Source organism: Nonomuraea sp. NPDC050022 (assembly GCF_044460705.1).
Classification (GTDB): Bacteria; Actinomycetota; Actinomycetes; order Streptosporangiales; family Streptosporangiaceae; genus Nonomuraea.
Map to the genome: position 1 here is coordinate 403,354 of NZ_JBITKE010000011.1, position 24,809 is coordinate 428,162.

Sequence of the window (24,809 nt, forward strand, 5' to 3'; positions counted from 1 at the left end):
GACCAGAGGTTTTGCGGCCGGAATATGACGGCCAGAGCTTGACGAACAGAGCAGCACGGGAGGCGAGATGACCCAGTTCGACAGGATCGGCATCGTGGGATGCGGGGTGATGGGCTCCGGCCTCGCCGACGTGTGCGCCCGCGCGGGCCTCGATGTGCGGGTGGCGGTCTCCACGGAGGCGTCCGTGGCCCACGGGCGGCGGCGCCTGGTCAGGTCGCTCGACCGCGGCCTGCGCAAGGGGACGATCACCGAGGAGGAACGGGACGCGGCGGTGGGCCGCGTCGTCTTCACCGCGGATCTCAACGATCTCGGCGACCGGCAGATCGTCTTCGAGACCGTCCCCGAGACGGAGTCGACCAAGCTCGACCTGTTCGGCGCGCTGGACAAGATCGTGGAATCGCCCGACGCCATCCTGGCGTCGAACACCTCCTCCATTCCGATCATCAGGCTCGCGCGCGCGACCGGCCGGCCCGGCCAGGTCATCGGCGTCCACTTCTTCAACCCCGTTCCCGCGCTGGCGCTGGTCGAGCTGACGGGGTCGCTCCTCACGACGGACCAGACCAAGACCCGCGCCGAGGCGTTCGTCGTCGGAACGCTCGGCAAGCAAGTGATTCACTCTGCGGATCGTGCGGGATTCGTGGTGAACGCCCTGCTGATCCCCTATCTCCTGGCGGCCATGAGGATGGTGGAGTCCGGGTTCGCCACCGCGGAGGTCGTCGACCGGGGCATGGTACTGGGGTGCTCCCATCCGATGGGCCCGCTGAGCCTGGCCGACCTGATCGGGCTCGACACGGTGGCCTCCATCGCCGACGCGTTGTACGCCGAGTTCAAGGAGCCGAGCTACTCGCCGCCGCCGGTTCTGCTGCGCATGGTGGAGGGCGGCCTGCTGGGCAGGAAGTCCGGTCGCGGCTTCTACGACTATTCGTAGGCTCTTCTCGCAGCGCAGCGCTAACCGGGCCCTCAGTGACCTGCGCGGGCCTCGTTCAACGCCCCGCTCGGGCCGCGCGCGGTTCAGCATCCCGCTCGGACCGCGCGGTTCAGCGCGCCGCTCGGACCGCGCGGTTCAGCGCGCCACTCGGACCGCGCGGTTCAGCGCGCCACTCGGGCGGTGGGCGCGTTCAGCGCGCCGCTCGGGACGTGTTCAGCGCGGCGCTCATCCGGTCGACGATCAGGGCGATGACCTCCGCCGCGTGCTCCGCGAGATAGAAGTGGTCACCGGCGAACGTGCGCAGCTCGAATCCGCCCGTCGTGTGGTCGCCCCATGCCCGGGCCTCATCGTGGTCGACCTTGGGATCGTCCTCGCCCCTGAGAGCGAAGACGGGACAGGACAGCCTCGGCCCGGGCAGGTAGCGATAGGTGTCCACCGCCCGGTAGTCGCCTCTGAGCGCCGGCAAGATCGCCTGCACGAACTCGTCGTCGCCGAGCACCTGCGCGTCGGTGCCGCCCAGGCCCCGTAGCTCCCCCAGGAGCCATTCGTCCGAGCGCCGCCCGGCGAAGCCCGGGCGCAGCGCCGACGGCGCCGGTCGCCCCGACGCGAACAGCGCCAGAGGGTACGTACCCTCCCGTTCGAGCCTGCGGGCCACCTCGAAGGCGACGGTCGCGCCCATGCTGTGCCCGAACAGCCCCATGGGCATACCGATCCACGGCCGCAGCGTCTCCACGACGCGATCGGCCAGTTCCCCGATGCTCTCGACGCACGGCTCACCGCGCCTGTCCTGCCTGCCGGGGAACTGGACCGCCAGGACCTCCATCGAGGCCGGCGTCATCCGCGAGACCGGGAAATAGAAGCTGGCCGAGCCGCCGGCGTGCGGCAGGCAGACGAGTACGGACGACGCCTCGGGCGAAGGGTGGTAACGCCGGATCCAGGCTTCACCGGTGTTTACCGCGTCACTCACAGCAATCCCTTTCTCGGCTCGTTTTTCGGGCCGGGCGTAAATCAAGAAGAGCAGTGGACTTTATATCCACCGAACATTCACCTCGCGCTGCACCGCGTGGTGAAATCTCTCGGTAGCCGTCCACATTCGGCCGGCCCTCTTTGCGATGAACAGGAGAATAACTCATTCAGTCCCGCCGTGCGCACAAGGAGCCCCCTAGATTCGTCCGCCAAGTAAGGGCCATTGAGGGGTTTCGATAGGCCACATCGGGTAGCCGACCTCGGCGTCCCAGCCCGAAACCGCAGGCCCCACCGTGACGAAATGATGAAATAGCCGAGACGCAATGTGATGAAATCCACCGCCACTCCCAGGCTTGTCCAAATGTATTGACAAGTGCCGTGGCGGCCGTAGGAGAATGATTCTCAAGGGTCTGTGCAAGGATCGGGACGAGGCATGATCCCTCATACCGCGTTAGGGGACGAACGGGAATCACGATGACCCTCATCGAGCGTGACCACGAAATCACGGAGCTGGACAACCTGCTCACCGATTGCCTACAAGGCAAGGGACGGGTCATGGTGATCACCGGACCCACAGGAGTCGGCAAGACCGAACTCGCCTACACCTTCAGCCAGCGCGCCGCCGCGGGCGGCGTCACCTGGCTGAGCGCCACCTGCTCACGAGCCGACCGCAACCTGCCGCTCGGGATGGCCAGCCAGAGCTTTCACAGCGCGGCGCTGCCGATCGAGCACGCCTCGGAGGCGGCCCGGCTGATCGAGGAGGCCGCCTTCAGCGCGAAGTCCATCGAAACCTCGGCGCACAATCCCGACTGGCTGCACACCATTCAGGGGCTGTGGTCGATAGTCCTGGAGCTGTCCACGAGTGCGCCGGTGCTCATCACCGTCGACGACGTCGAATATTCGGACGCATTGTCGTGGCAACTCCTGCTCAATTTCGTACAGCGTCTCAACAATGCGAACGTATTCGTCGTGGTGACCGCGACAGAAAACCCGCAGGGCATGGATCCGCTCATCGAGGTGGATCTGATGCGCCACCCGCACTGCCAGCACCTGAGATTGGGCACGCTTTCCCAGGAAGGCGTCACGAAGATGCTCTGCAAATCCATGGACCAGGATACGGCGGAAAAACTCGGTCCTGATTTCCATGCGGCCGGCGGCGGCAACCCCTTACTTGTCGAGGCGTTGGTCGAGGACTATTTACACGAGTCCGGCGAATCCAATTCGCTGGTCATCGGCGATGCCTTCTCCAGATCGGTACGCGCCCTGCTCCATCGCACCGACCCGACCTCGCTGCGCACCGCTCGCGGCCTCGCCATACTCGGGGAGGGAGCCTTTCCCAACCTACTGCCCGAACTAATCGAACTTCCGCCGGCGACCGTCCAGCAGACCCTTAACCACCTCGCCGCCGTCGGAATCACCGATGGACAGCACTTCTGCCATCCTGAGACCCGTTCCGCCGTTCTCGACGACCTCGACGCCGAAGAGCGCAGGGAGATGCACCGGCGCGCCGCCCGACTGCTCCACATGGAGGGAGCGGCGAGCACCGCGGTCGCCGAGCACCTCATCCACGCCTCCGACTGCCCGGAGCCATGGGCGACGGTGGAGCTGCGTGAAGCCGCCGATCAGACGCTGCTCAACGACGAGCACGAGTTCGCGATCCAATGCCTGAAGCTGGCGATCGCCTTCTGTCACGACGACGCGCGCCGAGCGTCCCTGCGGGCCTCGCTCGCGCGGGTGGAGTGGCTGATCAACCCCGCGGCCACCGCCCAGCATCTCGACCATCTGATGTCGATCGCGCGAGAGGGCGGCCTGGGCTTCGACGACCTTCGCATGCTGCTGAGGTTCTTCCTGTGGCACGGACGACTTGAAGAAGCCGGAGAGGTGCTTCGGCGGCTGAACGCCCTGGCCGCCGAATCGGGCGAAAAAGACACGCCCATGCGGCTGGAAGTCACTCATCAGTGGTTGTCCACCGCCTTTCCCTCGCTTCTCCTCGAGGTGGCGGACGCCTCTTCCGGCACCCCCAAGCCGGGGGCACCTGGCGTATCTCCCCTTCAGGGGGCCGCCCTATTGTCACGCTTCTTGCGAACGGAGGAGAATGAGCAAAAGATCGATACCGCCGAACGCGTCCTGCAGTCCACCACACTGGACGAGTCGAACCTTGAAGCCATAGAGTCCTCTCTTTTCACATTGCTCTACTCCGATCAGGCGGATCGGGCGGCACCGCTCTGTGATGTCCTGTTCGAAGAAGCCGTCCAACGGCGCTCCCCCACCTGGCGCGCCGTGCTGGCCGGCGTCCGGGCGCACATCGCCATTCGCCACGGAGATCTAGCGATAGCCGTTAAATATGCCTCTATAGCGTTGGATGTACTACCGCGCCGGAGTCTGGGGATTCATATCGCCCTGCCGCTGGCCGCCTTGATCCGGGTCAACACCGAAATGGGGAAGTTCGACGTCGCGGCGCGCCTGCTCAGGCATCCCGTACCCACCGCGATCTACCAGACCCGGTTCGGGCTGCACTATCTCCAGGCACGGGCCCATTTCCACCTGGCGACAGGCTTGTCGCACGCGGCGCTCAGCGACTTCCTGAGCTGCGGAAGGCTGATGCGGGCCTGGAACCTCGACACTCCCGTGCTGGTGCCCTGGCGCCAGGGTGCGGCCTCCGCGCACCTGCAGATGGGCCAGCTGAACCAGGCGAGAGCCTTCCTCCAGGAACCCTATGATCTGCCCGGCGGCGACTCGCTCAGGGCGAGAGGGGCCACGCTGCGACTGCTGGCCGCCATCGGTGACCTCAAGAAGCGCCCAGCGCTGCTCAGGGAGGCCGTGGACATGCTCCAGGACGCGGGAGACCGGCTGGAGATGGCGTACGCGCTCGTCGATCTGACCCACGCCTTCAACGAGATCGGCGAACTCCACAAGGCCAGGATGATCGGCTACTGGGCCGACCGGGTCGCCGACGAGTGCCAGGCCGAGCCGCTGCGCTGGGCGGTGCGGCAGGACGATCCGGCCGAGCAGGAGGCGGAGACCCCGGAGAGCATGGGCCTGCTGAGCGACGCCGAACAGCGGGTCGCCTCCCTCGCCGCGCTGGGCTACACCAACCGGGAGATCTCCCGGAAGATCTACATCACGATCAGCACCGTCGAGCAGCATCTGACCCGGATCTACCGCAAGCTCAACGTGCGTGGCAGAAGAGACCTGCCCTCACAGTTCTCCTACGTCGAACTCCGCTGACCACACAGCGCCAACCTCTTTACGCCAACCTCTTTACGCCGACCTCTTACCGTCGACCTCTTTTCGCCGACCTCTTTTCGCCGACCTCATTTCGCCCGACCTCTTACCGCCGACCTCATATCGCCCGATCGGGGCTCTGCTCCTCGATGGACACCCGCCGGAGCTGGATCGTGGCCAGGATCGCCGTGGCCACCAGGATGGCCGTGCCCGACAGCGCGGCCACCCGCATGCCCTCGGTGAAGGCCGTACGGGCCGCCTGGAGAAGGGCCTCCTGCGCGGGGCCCGACAGCTGGGCCGCCACCTGGACCGCGCCGCCGAGCGTTTCACGCGCCGTCTGGGCGGCCTCACCGGGAAGGTCGACGGGCACCTCGAACGTCCAGCGGTAGATCAACAGCCCCAGGCTGCCCAGGACGGCGACGCCGAGCGCGGCGCCGAACTCGGTGCCGGCCTCCAGCACCGCCGACGCCGAGCCGGCCCGTTCCGCCGGCGCCACCGCGATCACCAGATCGGAGGCCACCGCCTGTACGGCGCCCAGGCCCAGGCCCAGCAGTCCCAGTCCGATCACGAGTGTCTGCACCCCCGGCTCGCCTTCGAGCTGCGAGAGCACCGCGAACCCCAGACCGGCGACGAACATGCCGCCGCCGATGACGAATCCGGGGCGGACCCAGCGCACCACCGCCACGGCCAGCATCGACCCGACGAGGGCCATCCCCGCGGCGGGCAACGTCAATATCCCCGCGACGAACGGGCGCAGCCCCAGAACCAGCTGCAGGTACTGGGCGATGAAGTAGAACAGTCCCATGAGGGCGAAGATCGCGAGCGTGCTCGTGATCAGCGAGACGCCGAAGGCCCGATTCGCGAACAGGCGCAGGTCGAGCATCGGGTCGGCCAGCGCGCGCTGCCGCCAGATGAACGAGGCGCCGGCGGCCAGGCCCAGGGCCATGGCCAGCGCGGCCGTCGGGGTCAGGCCCTGCTCGGCGATGTCCTTCACCCCGTAGACGACCGGGAGCACGGCCACCAGCGACAGAACGGTGCTCAGCACATCGAGCCGGCCCGCCTGCGGATCGCGATACTCCGGCAGCAGGATGGGACCGAGCACCAGCAGCAGGGCCATGATCGGCACGTTGATCAGGAACACCGAACCCCACCAGAATCTCTCCAGCATCCACCCGCCCACGATCGGGCCGAGCACGCTGCCTCCGGAGAAACCGGCCGCCCAGATCGCTATGGCCAGCCGGCGCTGGCGCGGCTCGTGGAACATGTTGCGGATCAACGCCAGGGTGGACGGCATGAGCGTGGCGGCCGCCGCCCCTTGCAGGGCGCGCAGGACGATGAGCATCTCGGCGCTGGGCGCGTAGGCGGCCACGGCGGAGGTGACGCCGAAGACTGCGGCGCCGAGGAGCAGCAGACGCCGTCGGCCGATCCTGTCGCCGAGTGTGCCCATGACGAGCAGCAGGCCCGCCAGCCAGAAGGCGTAGATGTCGACGATCCAGAGCAGTTCGGGCCCGCTCGGCTTCAGCTCCGCGCTGAGGAACGGCAACGCGAAGTAGAGGACCGTGACGGTGATGGAGATCAGCAGGACGGGGAGGACCAGAACCGCCAGTCCCACCCATTCCCGTCGTCCAGCGGTCGTCGAAGCCGTTTCCATCCCACACTCCTCGGATAGCGTGTACGCGTGCATACGACGTACTCAGACTTGCCTTCGACCGACTTCAAGATCTTTATCGAGGAATAAATTCCGACAAAGAGATACCAGCGGGTATATATCACGCAATTTTGGTGGCGGTCGGGGGCATTTCATCACACTCGCCGATCAGTTTCATCACGACTTCGTGTGATATAATTTCACTACATATCAATATGCGCGTGACAAAATCTGTGAGGCCAGATGCTCACCTGCGCACAATGCGGCAGACCGTTGTATGCCGCACCTCGGGGGCGACGTCCGCGATACTGCTCGCGGTCGTGCCAGGGTCGGGCGTACAGAGCGCGTGTGGCGGCACGTGCCCTGCCCTGTTCCGAAGGGCCCTGCTCCGAAGGGCCACTCTCTGAAAAGCTCCCCGCGGAGCCGGTCATGGAAGTCGACAAGCCCACCAAACCCGAGGCGATCCCGCGGGAGTCTCGCGAAGGGCTCACTCTCGAACGCATCGTGGGCACCGGCATCGAGATCGCCGACACCGAAGGTCTGGAGACGCTGTCCATGCGCCGGGTGGCGGCGGACCTGGGCGTCGGCACGATGTCTCTCTACCGATACGTGTCGAGCAAGGACGCCTTGATCGAATTGATGGTCGATCGCGTACACGGCGAAGACAAGAATCTGACGCCCGTTCCGGACGACTGGCGCGCCCGGCTCGAACTGTCCGCGCTGCGCGAGTGGAGACTCTATTCGCGCCACCCATGGGTGCTGCAGGTCATCGCGACCCCGCAACCTCCGCTCGGGCCGAACATTCTGGCCGACCTCGAGCGGGCCATGGGCGCCTTGGACGGCCTCGGCCTCGATCCGGTGATGATGCATTGGGTGACCATCGCCGTAAGCGCTCAGGTACAAGGCGCCGCCCTGCTTCGCGTCAGCGAATGGGAGGCGGAGCGGCGCACCGGCGTCACCACACGGCAGTGGCGCGCGGCCAAGATGCCGATGCTGTCGGAGATCCTCGAATCCGGGCAGTTCCCCATGTTGTCGAGCCTGCTGGAGAGACAGGAGGAAATAGCCCACATCGACGAATGGCTCTGGTTCAGTCTTCGCCGCCTGCTCGACGGGGTGGCCGTCTTCGTCGAGGAACGGGAGAATTCCGGCTCGACCGACCTCGGACCGGGTCTGCGCAAGGCGCTGTGAGACCCGACTCTCGGAAAGGCGCGGTGCGCCCCGGATCCGTGAGAGGCGCGGTGCCCCCTGAGTCCGTGGAAGGCGCGGTGCTCCCCGAACCGCAGTAAGGCGCTGTGTGCCCTGGGCCGGCTCATTCGGCCACTTTGGTCCGCGTGGTCCACCGAAACAGCGGCGGGCCGCCGGACTCCGGCGCCGCGCCGACCCGTTCGAAATGCTCGTACCCGCCATTGCGTGGAATCTTTATCTTTCCATCCGAGACCACGTCGTGCATGACGCGGAGCGTTCGCGGGACATCGGCGGGGCCGCCTTCGAGCGCGACCTCCACGGGCCCACGGCCGGGCAGGGGTGAGGCGGCGGAGGGGATGGTCATGTCGGGTACCTCCGGTGATCGTGGCCGGGGGTGGCCGGCCATCGGCGATCTCTAGGGGTTCTAGGAGAATGAGCCGGCCGGTTGACGGGCATGGCGGAACTCGGTGGCCAGGGCGCAGACGTACCGGCCGTAGCTGGAGGGCAGGAGCTCCGCGCCGAGGCGGTGGCACTGCTCGGCGTCGATGTAGCCCATCCGCAGCGCGATCTCCTCGATGCAGGCGATGCGTACGCCCTGCCGGGCTTCGAGCATGTGAACGTACTGGCTGGCCTGCAGGATGGAGTCGGGCGTGCCCGCGTCGAGCCAGGCGAACCCGCGGCCGAGTTCGACGAACTTCGCCTTGCCCCGGTCGAGATACACCCGGTTGACATCGGTGATCTCAAGCTCTCCACGAGCGGACGGCTGGACGTTCTTGGCGATGTCGATGACGTCGTTGTCGTAGAGATAAAGGCCGACGACGGCGCAGTTGGAACGCGGGTGCGCGGGTTTCTCCTCGATGGAGACGAGCCCGCCGAGCGCGTCCCTCTCGGCGATGGCGTAGCGCTCGGGATCGCTGACCGGATGGCCGAACAACACGCAGCCGTCGACGTCCGCGGTGTTCTCCTGGAGGATGTCGTAGAACGAATTTCCGTGGAAGATGTTGTCGCCGAGCACGAGCGCCACGGAATCGTCGCCGATATGGTCGGCGCCGAGAATGAAGGCGTCGGCCAGGCCGACGGGCTCGTCCTGGCGGGCGTAGCTGATGTCGAGCCCGAGGTGGGAGCCGTCTCGGAGCAGGCGTGCCAGGTTCGGCAGGTCCTCCGGGGTGGAGATCACCAGGATCTCTCTGATATTCGCCAGCATGAGGACGGACAAGGGATAATAGATCATCGGCTTGTCGTTCACCGGCAGGAGCTGTTTCGAGACCGCGAGCGTAATAGGATACAACCGGGTCCCGTGCCCGCCGGCCAGAATTATGCCTTTCACGAAATACCCTTCGTCAGGGAAAACCGGTAGCCGGAGTCGATATTCGTGCACCGAGCATCACACCGCTGCACATCGGAATGGACTCCAAGACGACCCTCGTTCACCCCCTAGCCATCCCCCCGCGCCCCCCTATGTCGGCCACTAAACGGTTGCGCCCGGTTTACCGGCGATATGATTTCCACGGCGAAAGACAGATCGTGACCGCGGGGAAGCGGCGTCCACTGCTGAAGCCTGGGAGGAGATCACCCGATGAGGATCCTGGTGACGGGCGGCGCCGGCTTCATCGGCTCCCACTACGTACGCACCCTGCTCGACGAGGACGACGGGGACGCGGAGATCACCGTTCTCGACAAGCTCACCTACGCGGGCAATCCGGCGAACCTTGAGCAGGTCCGTACGAACGAGAGATTCACCTTCGTCCAGGGCGACATATGCGACACCGAACTCGTCGACCCGCTCGTCGCCCGCCACGACCAGGTGGTCCACTTCGCGGCCGAATCGCATGTCGACCGGTCCATCATGGGCGCCACCGAGTTCGTGCGCACCAATGTGACCGGCACCCAGACCCTGCTCGACGCGGCGGTCCGCAGCGGCCTCAGGACTTTCGTGCACGTCTCCACCGACGAGGTCTACGGCTCGGTCGCCGACGGCTCCTCGCTCGAGAGCGACGCGCTGCGGCCCAGCTCTCCGTACTCCGCCTCGAAGGCGGCCTCCGACCTGCTCGCCCTGGCCTACCACCGCACCCACGGTCTCGACGTACGGGTGACCCGCTGCTCCAACAACTACGGCCACCATCACTTCCCAGAGAAGATCATCCCCCTGTTCATCACCAACCTGCTCGACGGCCGGCGGGTGCCGCTGTACGGCGACGGGGGCAACACCCGCGACTGGCTGCACATCGACGACCATGTGCGGGGCATCGAACTGGTCCGTTCCGGAGGCCGTCCAGGCGAGATCTACAACATCGGCGGCGGCACCGAGCTCACCAACAGGGAGCTCACCGGCCTGCTCCTCAAAGCCTGTGACGCCGACTGGGACCAGGTCTCCTACGTCGAGGACCGCAAGGGCCACGACCTCCGCTACTCGGTCGACTGCACCAAGGCCCGCACCGAGATGGGCTACCGGCCACGCAAGGATTTCGACACCGGCCTGGCGGAGACCGTCGCCTGGTATCGCGACAATCGCCCCTGGTGGGAGCCACTCCTGCCCGCCCGCACGCCAAGTGCGTAGCGGCGAGCCACGGCCGCTCGCGGTGGCCCGCGTCCCGGGGCGTCAGCCGCTCGCGGTCGCCGGTTCGGCCATAGAGTTCGTCGGCCGCTCGCGGTGCCCGGTCTGGTGTTCCGGTGCGTCGCCCTCAGGAACGTCGTGGTGCGGCCAGGGAGAGGCGGCCACCACGATCCCGTACAGCACGTGGTCGGCGAGTAGCGTCAGACGTTCCGTGACTGTGGTCTTGCCCTTGTGCGGCAGGCCGAGCGCGGGCGCGATGACAGCCTGGAAGCCCGCCCAGACCAGCAGGCCGTAGGCGGGCCCCGCCCACGGGTGCCGTCGCACGGACTCGGGCAGGGCCCCGAAGAGCGCGCCGCCGAACGCCCCGTACGACCAGTGCGCGAGCTCGATGATCGCGGGCCGGCGAGCGGCCGGGACACCGCGGAAGAACCGGGGCGTGGTGTGCTCCAGCACGGCCTCCGGCGGCACCTTCTCCATCAGGCCGATCGATGTGGAGAACTGCCTGAGGCCGGACATCGCCATGGCGGCGATCGCGCCCCTGGCCCCGGAACGCAGGATCGGCTTCTGTCGCATGGTGTCGGCCCCCGTTCGTCACAGGGTGGACTACCGAACGGCCCGAAGAATAAACCTCCTGGTCAGACGGTCGCCGCAGCGGCGCCCCGTCGCGCGTACGAGGGGGCTCCGGTTCGGGTGTCAGTCCTCGATGTGGATGGCCAGCGCCGGGCAGACCACCGCGGCATGCCTGACGTCGGCGGCCTGCTCCGCCGGCGGGTCCGGGTTGAGCAGCACCACGATGCCGTCCTCGTCGCGCTGGTCGAACACCTCCGCCGCGGCGACCACACACTGCCCGGAAGCAACACACTTGTCCTGGTCGATGATGACCTTCATGAGACCCTCTTGATTGTCGTTGTTGGGGAGGTCACCAGGTCACGGGGAGTTCGTAGACCCCGTACACGGACCCGTCGTGCTTGAACGGGATCTGGTCCAGGTCCGTGGCCAGCCGCAGGGTGGGGATGCGCCGATAGAGGGTGCTGTAGACGACCTGCAGCTCCATGCGGGCCAGCGGCTGGCCCAGGCACTGGTGGATGCCGAAGCCGAAGGCCACGTGGTGGCGGGCGTCGCGCTGGAGGTCCAGCCGGTCGGGGTCGGGGAAGGCGTCGGGGTCACGGTTGCCGATGTCGTTGGCCATGATCAGCCCCTCGCCGGCGCGGATGACCTGTCCGGCGATCTCGATGTCCGCCAGCACCGCCCGGCGCCGCCCATTGTGCGTGATGTGCAGGTAGCGCAGCAGTTCCTCCACCGCTGAGGTGACCAGCTTCTGATCCGCCGGGTCGCGCAGGAGGGCCAGCTGGTCGGGGTGTTCCAGCAGGGCGAGCGTGCCGAGCGCGATCATGTTCGCGGTCGTCTCGTGCCCGGCGATCAGCAGCAGCACCCCGATCCCGGCCGCGTCCCGCTGGGACAGTTCCCCGGTCTTGACCCGCTCGGTCAGCCCGGACAGCAGGTCGTCGCCGGGGCTGGCGAGCTTCTCGCCCAGCAGGGTGTCCAGGTAGCCGGCCAGCCGGCCGAGGGCGGCCGCCCGCTGCTCGGGGTCGGCGTCCCGGTTGATGATGGTCTTGCTGTTGTCCTGGAAGAAGTCGTGGTCGGCGTACGGTACGCCGAGCAGCTCGCAGATCACCAGCGACGGGACCGGCAGCGCGAACGCCTCCACCAGGTCGACCGGCTTCGGCCCGGCCAGCAGGTCGTCGATCAGATCGTCCACGATCTTCTGTACGGCCGGCCGCATCGCCTCCACCCGCTTGATGGTGAACGGCGCCGTCACCATCCGCCGCAGCCGGGCATGCTCGGGGTCGTCCATCATGATGAAGCTGATGGGCGAGCCCGAGCCGACGAGGGCGGTCGGGCTCGGATAGCCGGGCTGGTAGGCGTCGGCGCTGACCCTCGGGTCGGCCAGCAGCGCCCGCTGGTCGGCGTAACGGGTCACCAGCCACGGCGTGCTGCCGTCCCACAGGCGGACCTTGGTGAGCGGGCCCTTTTTCTGCTTCTCCCGCAGCGCCGGAGGCGGATCGAACGGGCAGCCGGCCGCCCTCGTCATCGGGTAGTCCGGGGTGTCCAACGTACTGGTCATCAGGCTCTCCAAGGAAAGTCAGAGGGTGGAGACGAAGTCGGGAAGCGCGTCGACGACCTCTTGGCGACGCAGGCGGGTCTGCTTGGGCATGTTCCAGCCGAGTACGCCGGTGACTCTGCCGTCACTGCGGTAGAGCGCGACGAACCGGCGGGCCGAACGGTCGCCTTCCACCACGGTCACCTCGGCATCGACGGGCAGCACGCCATGGACCTGGATCTTGGTGTCGAATTGGTCGGTCCAGAAGTAGGGCACCGGGCAGTAGGGCTGGTCGTCGCCGAGGATGTTGGCCGCGACGGCGTTGGCCTGTTCGGTGGCGTTGGTCCGGTTCTCCAGCCGCAGCAGGGTGCCGAACCGGTCGTGGTGCCAGCGGGCCACGTCGCCCACCGCGTAGACGCCCTCGGCCGCGCGGCAGCGCGAGTCGCACACCAGTCCGTTCTCCACCCGCAGGCCGCTGTCGGCCAGCCAGCCGGTCGCCGGGTCAGAACCGATCGCCACCACGACCACGTCGGCCGGCAGCACTTCGCCGGTGTCCAGGCGCACGCCCGTGACCTTGCCGTCCTGGCCGGTGAGCCGGTCGACACCGGCGCCGAGCCGCAGGCGGACGCCGCGCTCGGTGTGCAGTTCGGCGAGCAGTCCCGCGACCGAGGGCCCGATCTGGCCGGCCAGCGGTGCCGTCAGGGGGCCGGCCATGGTGACCTCGAGGCCCAGGCCGCGCGCGGTGGCGGCGATCTCGGCGCCGAGCACGCCCTCCCCCACGACCACGAGCCGCGAGGCGGCCAGCAGATCCGCGCGCAGGGCCAGCGCGTCGTCCAGCGTGCGCAGTACGTGGACCCCGGTCAGATCCGCCTGCCCGGGCAGCGTCCGGGCGCGCAGTCCCGTGGCCACGACGATGGCGTCGGCCCGCAGGGCCCGCCCGGCCGCGGTGTGCACGGTGCGTACAGCCACGTCCAGGCCGACGGCCGGATCGGCGAGGACGAACTCGGCGTCCAGGCTGGACAGAGCGGCCTGCGGTCGCAACTGAGCCCGTTCGGGGTCCCAGGCGCCGGAGAGGACCTGCTTGGACAGGGGCGGCCGATCGTAGGGCAGGTGCGGCTCGGCGCCGAGGACGGTCAGGCCGCCCTGGTAGCCCTTGCGCCGCAACGCCTCCGCGGTGGCGAGCCCGGCGGCCGAGGCGCCGACCACCAGAACGCCGGAGGGAGCGCTCACGCGTTCTCGCTCAGCTCGATCGCGGCCGCCGGGCACATGCTGGCCGCTTCGCGGACCGTGGTGTGCAGCCGCTCGGCCGGTTCGGCGTCGAGCAGGATCACGATGCCGTCTTCTTCCCGCTGATCGAACACTTCCGGCGCGAGCATCACGCACGTGCCCGCGCCGCAGCATTTGTCCTCGTCCACGCGTACTTTCATCGAGAGTCCCTCCTGTGCCTCTACGGGTGGTGGAGGTGCCCTCCGCGAGAACCTCCTTCGGTTCGTGGTCAGTTAACCGGGGTCGCAACGTTAAGTCAAGCGACTGATTTAAAATGAGCTGAGACGTGCGCTGAAACGCCAAGAGCCGCCCGGTGCTCGAACACGGGCGGCGGCGGGGCGATGCTGGTCAACCCTTGATGGCACCCTGGGTGATGCCGTTGACGAAGCTGCGCTGGAAGATGAGGTACACGATCACGATCGGCGCGACGACGATCAGGCAGGCCGCCGCCAGCAGCGGGATGTCGGTGGTGTATTGACCGACGAAGAGCCCCAGGCCGCCCGGCGCCGTACGCCGATCCGGGTCCTGCATCATGACCAGGACCAGCATGAACTGGTTCCACGACCACATGAAGTACAGGACCGACAGCGTGGTGATCTGCGGCCACGAGATGGGCAGCAGCACCCGCGCCAGCACGATGAAGTCCCGGGCGCCGTCGATGCGGGCCGCCTCGACGAGTTCGTCGGGGATGTTGGAGAAGTGCGTCTGCATCCAGTACACGCCGAAGGGCATGAACAGCGCCACCTCGGCGAGGATGATGCCGACGTAGGAGTTGGTGAGGCCGACCTCGCGCAGGTTGAAGTAGAGCGCCACCACGATGACCTCGATCGGCAGCGTGAGCCCCAGCACGAACCCGAACGACAGCGCCCGGTTGCCCCACACCTTCAGGACCGTCAGGCCATAGCCGGCCAGGGTGGCCAGTGTCACCGCGATCGGCACCACGAAGACCGCGATCAGCAGGCTGGAGCGCATGAGGGCGGTGAAGTTGCCCCGTTCCCAGGCCAGGGCGAAGTTCTCCCACGACCACTGGTCCGGGATGCTCAGCCCGCTGAGCTGCGAGCCCGGAGGATGCAGGGCGGCCAGGATGATGCCGAGGAACGGCACCAGGATCATGGCCGCCATCAGGACGAGCACTCCGTACCGGATTCCGACACCGCCGCGCATGCTCAACTCTCATCCCTGGTGAAGTATCGGACGGCACCGACGACGGCGATCACGATCACGGTCAGCACGACGGCCAGCGCGCTGGCGCCGCCGATGTCGCCCTCGTTGAAGGCCAGCCGGTAGACCAGCAGGCCCGGCACGTTGGTCTGCCCCGCCGGGCCGCCGTTCGTCGTGGTGAAGACGAGGTCGAAGCTGGCCAGCGCGGCGATCGTGGTGATGACGCCGGCGATCGTGATCTCCTTACGCACTCCGGGCAGGGTGACGTGCAGGAACTGCCGGTAGGCCCCGGCGCCGTCGAGCGTGGCCGCCTCGTACAGGGACGGGTCGATCTTCTGCGCGCCGGCCAGGAAGAGCATCATGCACAGCCCGCTCATCACCCAGGTCCCGATGAGCCCGAGCGCGACCAGCGCCAGGCCGTAGTCGCCCAGCCAGGCGCGAGTGATCGCCCCCAGCCCCACCAGGTCGAGGACCTGGTTGACGACGCCGGACTCGCTGTAGAGCCACCGCCAGGTGATGCCGACGGCCACCAGCGGCAGCACCTGGGGAAGGAAGAACACGGTCCGGAAGAACGTCATCCCCCGGCGTACCTTGCCCATCAGCAGGGCCGTCATGAACAACCCGACCCCGATGGGGATGAACGAGAAGAAGACGATCAGTATGAGGCTGTGCAGGATGGCCTCGTACAACGCCGAATCACGAAAAATCTTGACGTAGTTGTCCAGGCCGGCGAAGGTCGCGGGCAGGATGCCGTCCCAGTTCAGCAACGACAGGCGCACCGTGTTCAGCGCCGGCCAGATGGCGAACCCCAGGTAGGCGGCGAGCGCGGGCAGCACGTACAGCCAGCCGCGGGCCCGTCCGCCGCGCCGGGGCGGGCGAGCCCGCGCGCTGTCGGCGACCCGCTCCCCGCCACGGGCCGAGGTGGCCCGCGGCGGGGAGATGGACGTGCTCACATCACGAGCCATGGTGTCCGTCCCACGACTCCTGCAGGGAGCTCAGGAAGTCGTCGACGGTCATCTTGTCGCTGAGGAGCCCCTGGATGCCGGGGGTCAGCTTGTCGATCATGCCGGGCGAGGCGTAGTCGGGGAAGGGGACGATCCCGTTGGCCTGCGCCACCGGCGTGAAGGCGGTCGCGATCTCACCGCGCAGCCCCTGGGCGCCGAGCTCGGCCTTGGTGTCGACCGGCATGAACCCGCCGTCGAACTCGATCTTCGCCGCTTCCGCCGAGCTCAGGTAGTCGAGGAACGCCGCGGCGACGTTCGGGTGCTTCGTCTTGGCCGAGATGGCGTAGGCGACGCTCGCCCCCGAGGCGACCTTGGCCGGCTCGCCCGATGCCGTGGGCATGAGGAAGAAGCCGGCGTCGGCGCCCAGCTCCTTCTCCACGGCGGTGGCGCCCCAGTTGCCGGTCACCAGGAACGCGCTCTTGCCCTTGGAGAAGTTCGCCAGCGCGTCGGGGTCCGCCGTGGCGCTCGCGCCCGCGGGGAAGAAACCCTTCTTCGACCAGTCGATCAACGTCTGGGAGGCCTTCTTCGCGGCGTCGGTCTTGATCGTCCCGCCCGGCTTGCCGTAGACCCAGCTCCGGTAGGCGTCGACGTCGCCGGTGACGTTGAGCAGCGCGTTCCACAGGTGGAAGCCGCCGACCTGCAGCGCGCCGAGGCTCAGCGGGGTCTGGCCGGCGTCCTTCACCTTCTGCATCGCGGCCTCGAACTCGGCCAGCGTCTTCGGCGCCTCCTTGACCATCTTCTTGTTGTAGTAGACGCCGACCACGGACAGCCCGCCCGGCACGGCGTACAGGCCGCCGGTGCCGAACTGCTTGGCCGCCTTGTCGGAGCTGAGGACCTCGAGGCTGGAGGGCGGGAACTTGCCGGTCCACCCGTACGCCTTGTTCCACGGGCCCAGGTCCAGGATGAGACCGGCCGGGACCAGGGAGTTCATCGCACCCGGGTTGTACTGGGCGATGTCCGGCGCCGCGTCGCCCGACATCGATAGCTTGATCGACTTGACGTAGTCGTTGAACGGCGTCATCTGGGGCTTGATGGTGACGTTCGGGTGCTTCTTCCTGAAGCCGTCGATGAGGGTCTGGGTGGGGGGATCGTTGCTGTAGGCCAGAGTCAGCGTGACCGGGTCGTTGGGGATGGTCGTCGATACGTCGATCTTCTTCGCCGCGTCCCCGCTCGGGGCGGCGGTGCCGCCGGTGCCCGCGCAGGCCGTCAGGGTGAGTGTCGCCGCGGTGCCGAGCGCCACGAGCGCCTGCCACCGACCTGGTGTTGCCATGTGCATGACCTTTCGCCTATCTCCGAGTCGCCAAACTCCAAGCGGGTTCTTCAACGGACCTCCTGGCGGCCGCTTCTCACCAGGTCGAACCTGGTTCGCTCGATCTCCTCCAGCGAGTGACGCAGGGCCCCGTGGACGACGGCGTCGTCCTGGAGGGTCGAGACCTCCAGGGCCGGCTGGTCCAGGGGCTGCTCGGCCAGGTGCCGCCGGACCGCGGCGAGCAGTGTCTCGCCGCATCTGGCCAGCGGCCCGCCGATGACCACGAGCCGCGGGTCGAGGATCGCCCGGATCGCCGCGACGCCTTTGGCGAATCGGCGGGCGACCACGTCGAGCGCGTCCAGGGCCGAGGGTGTGCCGTCCACAACGGCGTCCAGCACGGCGTCGAACGCCCGCTCCCCCGCCGCTTCGAGCCTGGCCCGGAGGGCGTCGTCGCCGTCGCGCTCGGCCGCCGCCTTCGCCAGCCGGACGATCTCCTCGCCGCCGACCCAGTCCTCGAACGGGCCGAGGCCGTGCGGATGGCGGGGCTCGGGAGGGGTGGCCGCGAACAGGTCGAGAAAGCCGACGTCACCGGCGTCGTTGGAGGCACCGCGGTAGAGCTCGCCGTTCAGCACGATGCCGGCGCCGACGCGTTCGCCCCAGTGAACCATCACCAGCGAGTCCTCGCGGCGTTCGGGATCCCGCCACTGCTCGCCCTGGGTGGCCAGCTTGACGTCGTTGTCCAGGTAGACCGGGCAGCCGAGGGCGTCCTTCATCCGGCGATGCAGGAGGTCGCCGGTCAGGCCGGGCATGCTCGGGATGAGCCGGATGATCCCGGTCGCCGGGTCGACTATGCCGGGCGTGCCCACCGAGGCGAACCACAGGTCGCCGGTCGTGATGCCCGCCGCCTCCAGCGTGCGTGCCACCGCGGGCAGGAGCGTCTCCACCACCTGCGCGGCATGGGAATCGCCGCCGAGTTGCACCGCGTCGGCCGCGGCGACCGTACCGGCCAGGTCGGAGACCGCGACCCGCAGCTCCTGCGGGCTGATCGAGATGCCGAGCACGTAGCCCGCCTCCGCCCGGAAGCGGACGAGCTGCGCGGGCCGTCCGGCCCTGCTGGAGTCGCGATCGAGGGAGCCGAACTCGACGAGCCCCTCCGCGGCCAGCGCGTTGAGCGAACGGGTGACCGCCTGCCGGGAAAGCCCGACCGCCTTGGCCAGCGCGGACACGCTCATGCTGGTCTCGGTCCGCAGCCGCCGCAGGATGGCACCCGCGTTGACCTCACGCATGAACTGCGTGCCAACGGCGACCACCTGCTCCATGACCTCTCCCTGGGCTCGACTTGCGGGTACGCTAGCATAATAATTATGGACCGTACGGAACTAATTCGTCGAGGGGTGTGACCTGCGATGTCATCCGGTGACGACGAGCAGCCCCCGCCGTGGGCGGACACCGTCAGCGGTCTCGCCCACCGCGTTCTCGGGCCGGTGGCCGAGTCGATCCGCTTCCTCACGCGCGAAGGCGCGGGGCGTGGCTATGAGTACGAGGCGAGAGACGGAGCGCTCACCGTCGCCGCGACGGACGGCGTGAGCGCCTCGGTCGCCCTCCATCACTATCTGCGTGAATGCTGCGAGCTGTCCGTGGGCTGGGACACCGTGCTGCCGTTGCGGCTGACGTCCCTCGCGGACAGCCCGCCCCGGCAGGGCTCGGCGCGGGTCCAGGACGGCTACTACTTCAACTTCTGTACGTTCAGCTACACCATGCCCTACTGGGACTGGGCCGACTGGGAGCGCGAGATCGACTGGATGGCGCTGCACGGCATCACCATGCCGCTCGCCATCACCGGCCACGAGGCCGCGCTGCACGCCGCCTACTCCCTCCTCGGTCTCGAGGATCACACCATCCGTAGCTTCCTTGGCGGGCCAGGCTACCTTCCGTTCCAGTTCATGGGGTGTATGGACAACTTCGCCGGTCCGCTCCCCGCGTCCTGGATCGACAGCCATCGCGAGCTCGGGGCGCGCATCCTCGACCGCGAGCGCGCCTTCGGCATGACGCCCGTCCTTCCGGCCTTCACCGGACACGTCCCGCAGCAGATCGCCGCGTCGTCGCGAGCCGCGCGCCGCGACTGGCAGGGGTTCGAGACCTGGGTCCTCGACCCGGCCGACCCGCTCTACGAGCGGCTGAGCACCGAGATCGCCCGCGCCCAGATCAAGCTCTTCGGCACCGATCACCTGTACGCGGCCGATCCGTTCATCGAGATGATCCCGGTCGACGCCGACCCCTCCTTCCCCGGGGCCGTGGCGACGGCGACGCTGGCCGGGCTGCGGGCTGCCGATCCGGACGCGGTCTGGCTCATGCAGGCCTGGCCTTTCTCCTACCAGCGGGACTTCTGGACCGAGGACCGCGTCACCGCCTTCCTCGACGCGATCCCGAATGACCGGATGCTCGTCGCGGACCTGTGGGCGGAGTACGACCCGCTGTGGGAGCGCTTCGAGGAGTTCTCCGGCAAGCCCTGGCTCTGGTGCGCGCTGCTCAACTTCGGCGGCCGCACCGATCCGGCCGCCGACCTGCGGGCGGTGCCGGCCGCGATCGACACCGCCCTGTCGGCGCCGAACCCGCCCACGGGCCTCGGCCTGTCCATGGAGGCCACCCGCAACAACCCCGTCTTCTTCGAGCTCGTGACCGACCAGATCTGGAACCGGGTCACCGACCTCGACGTCTGGCTCGACGCCTTCGTCACCCAGCGCTACGACAGGAGCGCGGCCCCGCTGCGTACCGCCTGGCGCGGCCTCCTGAACACCGTCTACGACACCCGGGGCCTGCGGATCTACCCCGCGCAGTTCAACGGCGTCCTCACCGCCAAACCCTCCTACGCGGGGATGGCCGAGGCGCGCGCCAACGTCACCGGCACCCTCTGGTACGACCCGGCGGAGCTGGCCGCGGCCTGGGAACGGATGATCGAGGTGGCCGAGCACGATCATGACCTGGTGACCGGTCCGCTGGGGCACGACCTCGTCGAGGTGGGCATCGCGTTCATGGTCAGGGTGGCCGACCGCTACTACCTCGACGCCGTGGAGCGGTCGGCCGCGCTCGGTACGGCCAGCCGGCCCCATGTCGACCGGTTCCTGCGCGTCTTCGATGACCTGGACCGGATGCTGGCCGCTCGCCCCGAGTACACCTTTCAGCACTGGGAGTCCAAGGCCCTGTCGTGGGCGACCGACCCGGCCGAACGCGACGTCCTGCGGGACAACGCCCGCCGCATCATCACGGTCTGGGGCACCTCCTCCAGTCCCCTGCTCGACGACTACGCGGGGCGGCACTGGAGCGGGCTCGTCGGCGGCTATTACCGCGATCGCTGGGAGCTGTGGGCGCGTGGCCTCAACGACGCGCTCGCCACGCCCGGCGACGGGCCCGATGCGGACCTGGATGAGCGGCTCCGTGACCGGGCCGAGCTCTTCCTGCGGGAGGGCCCGGCTGCGCCGCCACAGGACCTGGGCGATCTCGCCACGGAGTCACGCCGGCTGTTCACCGCCTACGCGGACCAAGCCGACTCACTTGCCCAAACTTACGAACACGATCGATGAGGAGAACGATGCCCCAGGTGGTACCTCCGACCGAGCGCCGGAACCCACGCACCGCCGACATCGACACCCTGGAGTCCCGTGAGGTCCTCCGGCTGCTGCGAGAGGAGGACGCCCTGGCGGTCGAGGCCGTCGGCGCGGCCGGCGACCAGCTCGCCCGCGCGGTGGACGAAGCACATCTCCGGCTGAACCGGGGCGGAACTGTGCACTACTTCGGCGCCGGCGCCTCCGGACGGCTGGCGGTGCTGGACGCCACGGAGATCACGCCGACCTTCGGGGCGGCGCGTGGCCTGTTCACCGCCCACTTCGCCGGTGGGCTCGCCGCCGTCACCGACTCCTCCGTCGACCAGGAGGACGCCGAGGCGCTGGGCGCCGCCGACGCCGCCGTCCTCGACGAGGCCAGTGTGGCGATCGGGATCACGGCGTCCGGGTCCACTCCGTACGTGGCGGGCGCGCTGCGCGCGGCCGGCGCCGCCGGCGCCCTCACGGTGCTGGTCACCTGCAACCCGGACGCTCCGCTCCGCGAGCTGGCCGAGATCAACGTCGTCGCCGCCACCGGGCCGGAGGCGCTGACCGGCTCCACCCGGCTCAAGGCCGGCACGGCGACGAAGGTGATACTCAACTCGTTCTCGACGGCTCTCATGATCAAGGCGGGCCGGACGTACGGCAACCTCATGGTCGGGCTGGTGGCCACCAACGCCAAGCTCAGCGAGCGCGCGGTGAGCCTGCTCGTGGAGGCGACGGGTGAGGAGGCGGCGAGCTGCCGCGCGGTCCTGGCCGACGCGGGCGGCAACATCCCGGAGGCGCTCGTACGGCTGCTCACCGGCTGCTCGGCCGAGCGGGCGCGGACCGCGCTGGAGCGGCATCCGGGCGTGCGTGCGGCCGTCGCCGCGCTGGCGGACGCCGGATGAGCCTGGGAGGCGTGAACGCCGGCGGCGGCGGACCGGCGGGCGTGGACTTCGGCGCTGACAGGCGGCAGATGAACCTGGCGGGCGTGGACGTCGGCGGTGGCGGGATCAGGGTGCGGATCGAGGCGGGCGGGTCGATCGTGTCCGGGGACGACGCGTCGCCGGTGCCGCGTGTGCAGGGCAGGGTCGACCTCGATCGGCTCGCGGCGCGGATCATCCGGGTCATCCAGAACGCCGTGGGCGGCCGGGAGATCGACCGGTTCGCCGGCATGGCGATCGGCACGACCGGCCTGCCGGGTCTGGTCCCGGACCCGGGCACGCTCTGGCACGCCCTGCGCGGGCGGTTCGGCATGGGCACGCTCGTGGTCACCGGCGACATGGTGACCACGCACGTCGGCGCGCTCGGGTTCCGGCCCGGCGTCGTCGTCGCCGCGGGCACCGGCGTCATCACCCTCGGCACCGACCTGGACGGCGTCTGGAACCAGTCCGACGGGTGGGGATACCTGCTCGGCGACCACGGCGGCGGCGCCTGGATCGGGATGCGCGGCCTGCACGCCGCTCTGCGCGCGCATGACGGCCGGACGGGCGGGTCGCCCGCGCTTCTCGAGCGCCTGACGGCCCACTTCGGGCCCCCATCGGAGCTGGTAACGCTGGTGTACGCGGCGGGATCGGCGGCCCACCACTTCGCCTCGTTCGCACCGGCCGTCGGCGAGGCGGCCCGTGACGGGGACCCGGTGGCCCGGCAGATCTGGACCGAGGCCGGTCGGCAGCTCGGCCAGACCGCGCTGGCCGCCGCGTCCGGGCTCGACCCGGTCTTCTCCTGGGGCGGCCGGCTGTTCGACGCCGCGGATCTGCTGATGGAGCCCTTCCAGAGCACCGTCCGTACGCTGCTTCCCGAGGCTCGCTTCGAACCGCCCCGAGGCAACTCCGCCGACGGCGCGCTCGCCTTGGCGCGGGCCGCCGCCGACGGTTCGGTACGGCCGCACCACCCCTATGTCTACGTCTTCACCGAGGCGACACAGGATCGTCCGGACAGCGTACGAACGGGCGGTACGGAACGGCGCCGAGCATCGGCGGCGGCCCCGGAAAAGACGACCTGATGAAACTGTCGGTGCCCGAGTGCACACTGAGCGTATGTCTGATGAGCCTCTCGAACTCGGCGAGATCTCCATCGCCGACTGGCACGCCCACACCGACAAGATGGCGGAAGTCAGCTTCCTGACCATCGCCCGCCGGCTCCCCTCCCTGGTGCGCCAGGCGCTGCGCATGGCCTGGGGAGCCAGCCCGCGCGACACCCTGGCCACCGTCGCGCTCAACCTGCTCGGCGGGGTGTTCACCGCCTTCGGGCTGCTGGCCACGACCGGCGTGCTCGCCGCCCTGTTCAGCCAGGGTCCCACCCCCGACCGCGTGATGGCCGCGCTGCCCAGCCTCGCCCTCGTCGCCACCGCCGCCGCCCTGCGCACCGCCATGCAAGCGGGCGCCGGCTGGGCGGAATCCCGCCTCACTCCCCAGATCTCCCGGCACACCGAGGAGCGGCTCTACGGCCTGACCAGCCGCGTCGACCTGGTCGCCTACGACGACCCCGACTTCCACGACTCCCTCGAACGCGCCAACATGCGGGGCGTGGCGGTGGCCGACTCGGTGGTGTCCTCGGCCATCGACGTGGTGACGGCCGTGGTCGGCCTCGCGGCCGTGGCCGGGGTGCTCGGTGTCCTCCACCCGGTGCTGCTGCCGCTGCTCCTGCTGGCGGTGCTGCCCGACGCCTGGGCCGCGGTCCGCAGCGCGCGGATGCGCTACACGACGATGCACTCCCTCATCCCGGCCCGCCGCCGCAAGTGGATCATCGCCGAACTGCTGGCCGAGCGCGAGGCCGCCGCCGAGGTCCGCTCGTTCACGATGCGCGGCTTCCTGCTGCGCATGTACGACGCGGTGGCCAAGGCCGAGCAGGAGGTGCTCCTGCTGCTGGCCAGACGGCAGACGGTGGCCCGGCTCGTGGGCGAGGCCTTCGGCGGCCTGGGCGCCGGCGTGGTCTACGTCGCGCTCGGCATCCTGCTGGCCATCGCCGCGATCCCGCTCGCCGTGGCGGGCACCGCCGTCCTGGCGATCAGATCCGGTCAGCAGTCCCTGAGCAGCCTCATGTACGCCACCAACCGCCTCTACGAGCAGGGCCTCTACTTCACCGATTTCCTGGAGTTCTGCGCCGACGCCGAACGCCGGCTGCCCGGCCCCCGCCCGCTCACGGCGCCCGAGTCCTTCCAGTGCATCGTCGCCGACAAGGTGTCCTTCACCTATCCGGGCGCCGACGAGCCCGCGCTCCGCGAGGTGTCCATCGAGATCAAGCGCGGCGAGATCGTCGCCTTCGTCGGCGAGAACGGCTCGGGCAAGACCACCCTCGCCAAGATCCTCTCCGGCCTCTACGAACCCGACAGCGGCACCGTCGCCTGGGACGAGATCGACCTGAAAGACGTCAACCCCGACGACCTCCGGCTGCGCACCGCCGTCATCGCACAAGACCACACCCGCTGGCCGCTCACGGCCCGCTACAACATCACCATGGGCACCGACAAGGGCGAAGCGGCCCTGCACTCGGCAGCCGAGGTGGCCGGGGCCGACGTGGTCATCGGCGACCTCCCCCACGGCTACCGCACGCTGCTCGACCGGCGCTTCAAGGACGGCCACGAGCTGTCCGGCGGCCAGTGGCAGCGCATCGCGGTGGCCCGGGGCTTCCACCGCGACGCGGCGCTGCTCATCTGCGACGAGCCGACCGCCGCCCTCGACGCCCGCGCCGAGCACGCGCTGTTCGAACGCATCCGCGGCCACTCCGACGGCCGCACCGTTCTGCTCATCACCCATCGGCTGGCCAGCGTCCGCTACGCCGACCGCATCTACGTCCTGGAGCACGGCAAGGTGACCGAGCAGGGCACCCACGACACCCTCATGTCACTGGACGGCCTGTACGCCGATCTCTACACCCTCCAAGCCAGCGCCTACCGATAACCGCGGAGCAACGGCGGCGACGGCGAACCCCGCGCCGTC

At 68.8% G+C, this 24,809-nt stretch carries 21 protein-coding genes; 8 read left to right on the top strand and 13 right to left on the bottom strand.

From position 1 onward, the window contains the following. Positions 1-67 precede the first annotated feature (67 nt). Positions 68-928: a 3-hydroxybutyryl-CoA dehydrogenase gene (locus tag ACIBO2_RS42375; protein ID WP_358549859.1), complete on the top strand. Its 861-nt coding sequence runs from the start codon at positions 68-70 to the stop codon at positions 926-928. 190 nt (positions 929-1,118) lie between these two features. On the opposite strand, the gene ACIBO2_RS42380 is transcribed toward ACIBO2_RS42375, so the two are convergent. Further along, positions 1,119-1,895 carry a thioesterase II family protein gene (locus tag ACIBO2_RS42380; RefSeq protein WP_397303994.1) on the bottom strand — a complete coding sequence of 259 codons (777 nt, stop codon included), beginning with the start codon at positions 1,893-1,895 and terminating at the stop codon, positions 1,119-1,121. Between the two features lie 473 nt (positions 1,896-2,368). Between ACIBO2_RS42380 and ACIBO2_RS42385 the strand changes: the two genes are divergently transcribed. Continuing rightward, positions 2,369-5,122 carry an AAA family ATPase gene (locus ACIBO2_RS42385; RefSeq protein WP_397303995.1) on the top strand — a complete coding sequence of 918 codons (2,754 nt, stop codon included), beginning with the start codon at positions 2,369-2,371 and terminating at the stop codon, positions 5,120-5,122. Positions 5,123-5,237: 115 nt separating this feature from the next. On the opposite strand, the gene ACIBO2_RS42390 is transcribed toward ACIBO2_RS42385, so the two are convergent. Then, on the bottom strand, positions 5,238-6,770 hold the full coding sequence (locus ACIBO2_RS42390) for an MFS transporter (protein WP_358549855.1): 1,533 nt from the start codon (positions 6,768-6,770) through the stop codon (positions 5,238-5,240). A gap of 345 nt (positions 6,771-7,115) precedes the next feature. On the opposite strand from ACIBO2_RS42390, the gene ACIBO2_RS42395 reads away from it, so the two are divergent. Next, positions 7,116-7,955 carry a TetR/AcrR family transcriptional regulator gene (locus tag ACIBO2_RS42395; protein ID WP_358549853.1) on the top strand — a complete coding sequence of 280 codons (840 nt, stop codon included), beginning with the start codon at positions 7,116-7,118 and terminating at the stop codon, positions 7,953-7,955. Positions 7,956-8,076: 121 nt separating this feature from the next. Here ACIBO2_RS42395 and ACIBO2_RS42400 read toward each other — a convergent pair whose 3' ends face one another. Together ACIBO2_RS42400 and rfbA are read right to left on the bottom strand one after the other, a co-directional pair. After that, a complete protein-coding gene (locus ACIBO2_RS42400; protein ID WP_357951430.1) occupies positions 8,077-8,316 on the bottom strand; it encodes a DUF5988 family protein in 240 nt (79 codons plus the stop codon). A 60-nt stretch (positions 8,317-8,376) separates the two neighbouring features. Then, complete coding sequence (gene rfbA / locus ACIBO2_RS42405; protein ID WP_358549851.1) at positions 8,377-9,279, bottom strand: glucose-1-phosphate thymidylyltransferase RfbA; 903 nt, start codon at positions 9,277-9,279, stop codon at positions 8,377-8,379. A 249-nt stretch (positions 9,280-9,528) separates the two neighbouring features. Between rfbA and rfbB the strand changes: the two genes are divergently transcribed. Then, complete coding sequence (gene rfbB, locus ACIBO2_RS42410) at positions 9,529-10,509, top strand: dTDP-glucose 4,6-dehydratase (protein WP_397303996.1); 981 nt, start codon at positions 9,529-9,531, stop codon at positions 10,507-10,509. Positions 10,510-10,551: 42 nt separating this feature from the next. Here rfbB and ACIBO2_RS42415 read toward each other — a convergent pair whose 3' ends face one another. The 9 genes from ACIBO2_RS42415 to ACIBO2_RS42455 form a co-directional block, all read right to left on the bottom strand. Then, positions 10,552-11,079 (bottom strand): hypothetical protein, encoded by a 528-nt coding sequence (locus ACIBO2_RS42415; RefSeq protein ID WP_358549847.1) that lies wholly within the window; start codon positions 11,077-11,079, stop codon positions 10,552-10,554. A gap of 120 nt (positions 11,080-11,199) precedes the next feature. Further along, positions 11,200-11,394, bottom strand: a complete 195-nt coding sequence (locus tag ACIBO2_RS42420; protein ID WP_357951422.1) for a ferredoxin — start codon at positions 11,392-11,394, stop codon at positions 11,200-11,202. Positions 11,395-11,425: 31 nt separating this feature from the next. Then, positions 11,426-12,631 (bottom strand): cytochrome P450, encoded by a 1,206-nt coding sequence (locus ACIBO2_RS42425; RefSeq protein WP_397303997.1) that lies wholly within the window; start codon positions 12,629-12,631, stop codon positions 11,426-11,428. 18 nt (positions 12,632-12,649) lie between these two features. Then, positions 12,650-13,837 carry an FAD-dependent oxidoreductase gene (locus tag ACIBO2_RS42430; protein ID WP_358549843.1) on the bottom strand — a complete coding sequence of 396 codons (1,188 nt, stop codon included), beginning with the start codon at positions 13,835-13,837 and terminating at the stop codon, positions 12,650-12,652. Next, positions 13,834-14,034: a ferredoxin gene (locus ACIBO2_RS42435; protein ID WP_358549841.1), complete on the bottom strand. Its 201-nt coding sequence runs from the start codon at positions 14,032-14,034 to the stop codon at positions 13,834-13,836. Before ACIBO2_RS42435 ends, ACIBO2_RS42430 begins: the two co-directional genes overlap by 4 nt. Positions 14,035-14,221: 187 nt before the next feature. Further along, positions 14,222-15,037, bottom strand: coding sequence for a carbohydrate ABC transporter permease (locus ACIBO2_RS42440; protein WP_358549839.1), 816 nt, complete (start codon positions 15,035-15,037; stop codon positions 14,222-14,224). Positions 15,038-15,039: 2 nt separating this feature from the next. After that, positions 15,040-15,987, bottom strand: a complete 948-nt coding sequence (locus ACIBO2_RS42445) for a carbohydrate ABC transporter permease (protein WP_397303998.1) — start codon at positions 15,985-15,987, stop codon at positions 15,040-15,042. A 1-nt stretch (position 15,988) separates the two neighbouring features. Then, positions 15,989-17,308: an ABC transporter substrate-binding protein gene (locus tag ACIBO2_RS42450; protein ID WP_397303999.1), complete on the bottom strand. Its 1,320-nt coding sequence runs from the start codon at positions 17,306-17,308 to the stop codon at positions 15,989-15,991. A gap of 50 nt (positions 17,309-17,358) precedes the next feature. Further along, a complete protein-coding gene (locus ACIBO2_RS42455) occupies positions 17,359-18,606 on the bottom strand; it encodes an ROK family protein (RefSeq protein ID WP_397304000.1) in 1,248 nt (415 codons plus the stop codon). Positions 18,607-18,693: 87 nt separating this feature from the next. Between ACIBO2_RS42455 and ACIBO2_RS42460 the strand changes: the two genes are divergently transcribed. Genes ACIBO2_RS42460 through ACIBO2_RS42475 form a run of 4 tightly spaced genes read left to right on the top strand, consistent with a single transcriptional unit; the run spans position 18,694 to position 24,770 of the window. Continuing rightward, on the top strand, positions 18,694-20,868 hold the full coding sequence (locus ACIBO2_RS42460) for an alpha-N-acetylglucosaminidase TIM-barrel domain-containing protein (RefSeq protein WP_397304001.1): 2,175 nt from the start codon (positions 18,694-18,696) through the stop codon (positions 20,866-20,868). An 8-nt stretch (positions 20,869-20,876) separates the two neighbouring features. Further along, on the top strand, positions 20,877-21,776 hold the full coding sequence (locus ACIBO2_RS42465; protein ID WP_358549833.1) for an N-acetylmuramic acid 6-phosphate etherase: 900 nt from the start codon (positions 20,877-20,879) through the stop codon (positions 21,774-21,776). Then, positions 21,773-22,873 (top strand): N-acetylglucosamine kinase, encoded by a 1,101-nt coding sequence (locus tag ACIBO2_RS42470; protein WP_397304002.1) that lies wholly within the window; start codon positions 21,773-21,775, stop codon positions 22,871-22,873. The genes ACIBO2_RS42465 and ACIBO2_RS42470 overlap by 4 nt, the downstream gene beginning before the upstream one ends. Positions 22,874-22,907: 34 nt before the next feature. Next, positions 22,908-24,770 (top strand): ABC transporter ATP-binding protein, encoded by a 1,863-nt coding sequence (locus ACIBO2_RS42475; protein ID WP_358549829.1) that lies wholly within the window; start codon positions 22,908-22,910, stop codon positions 24,768-24,770. Positions 24,771-24,809: the final 39 nt, after the last annotated feature.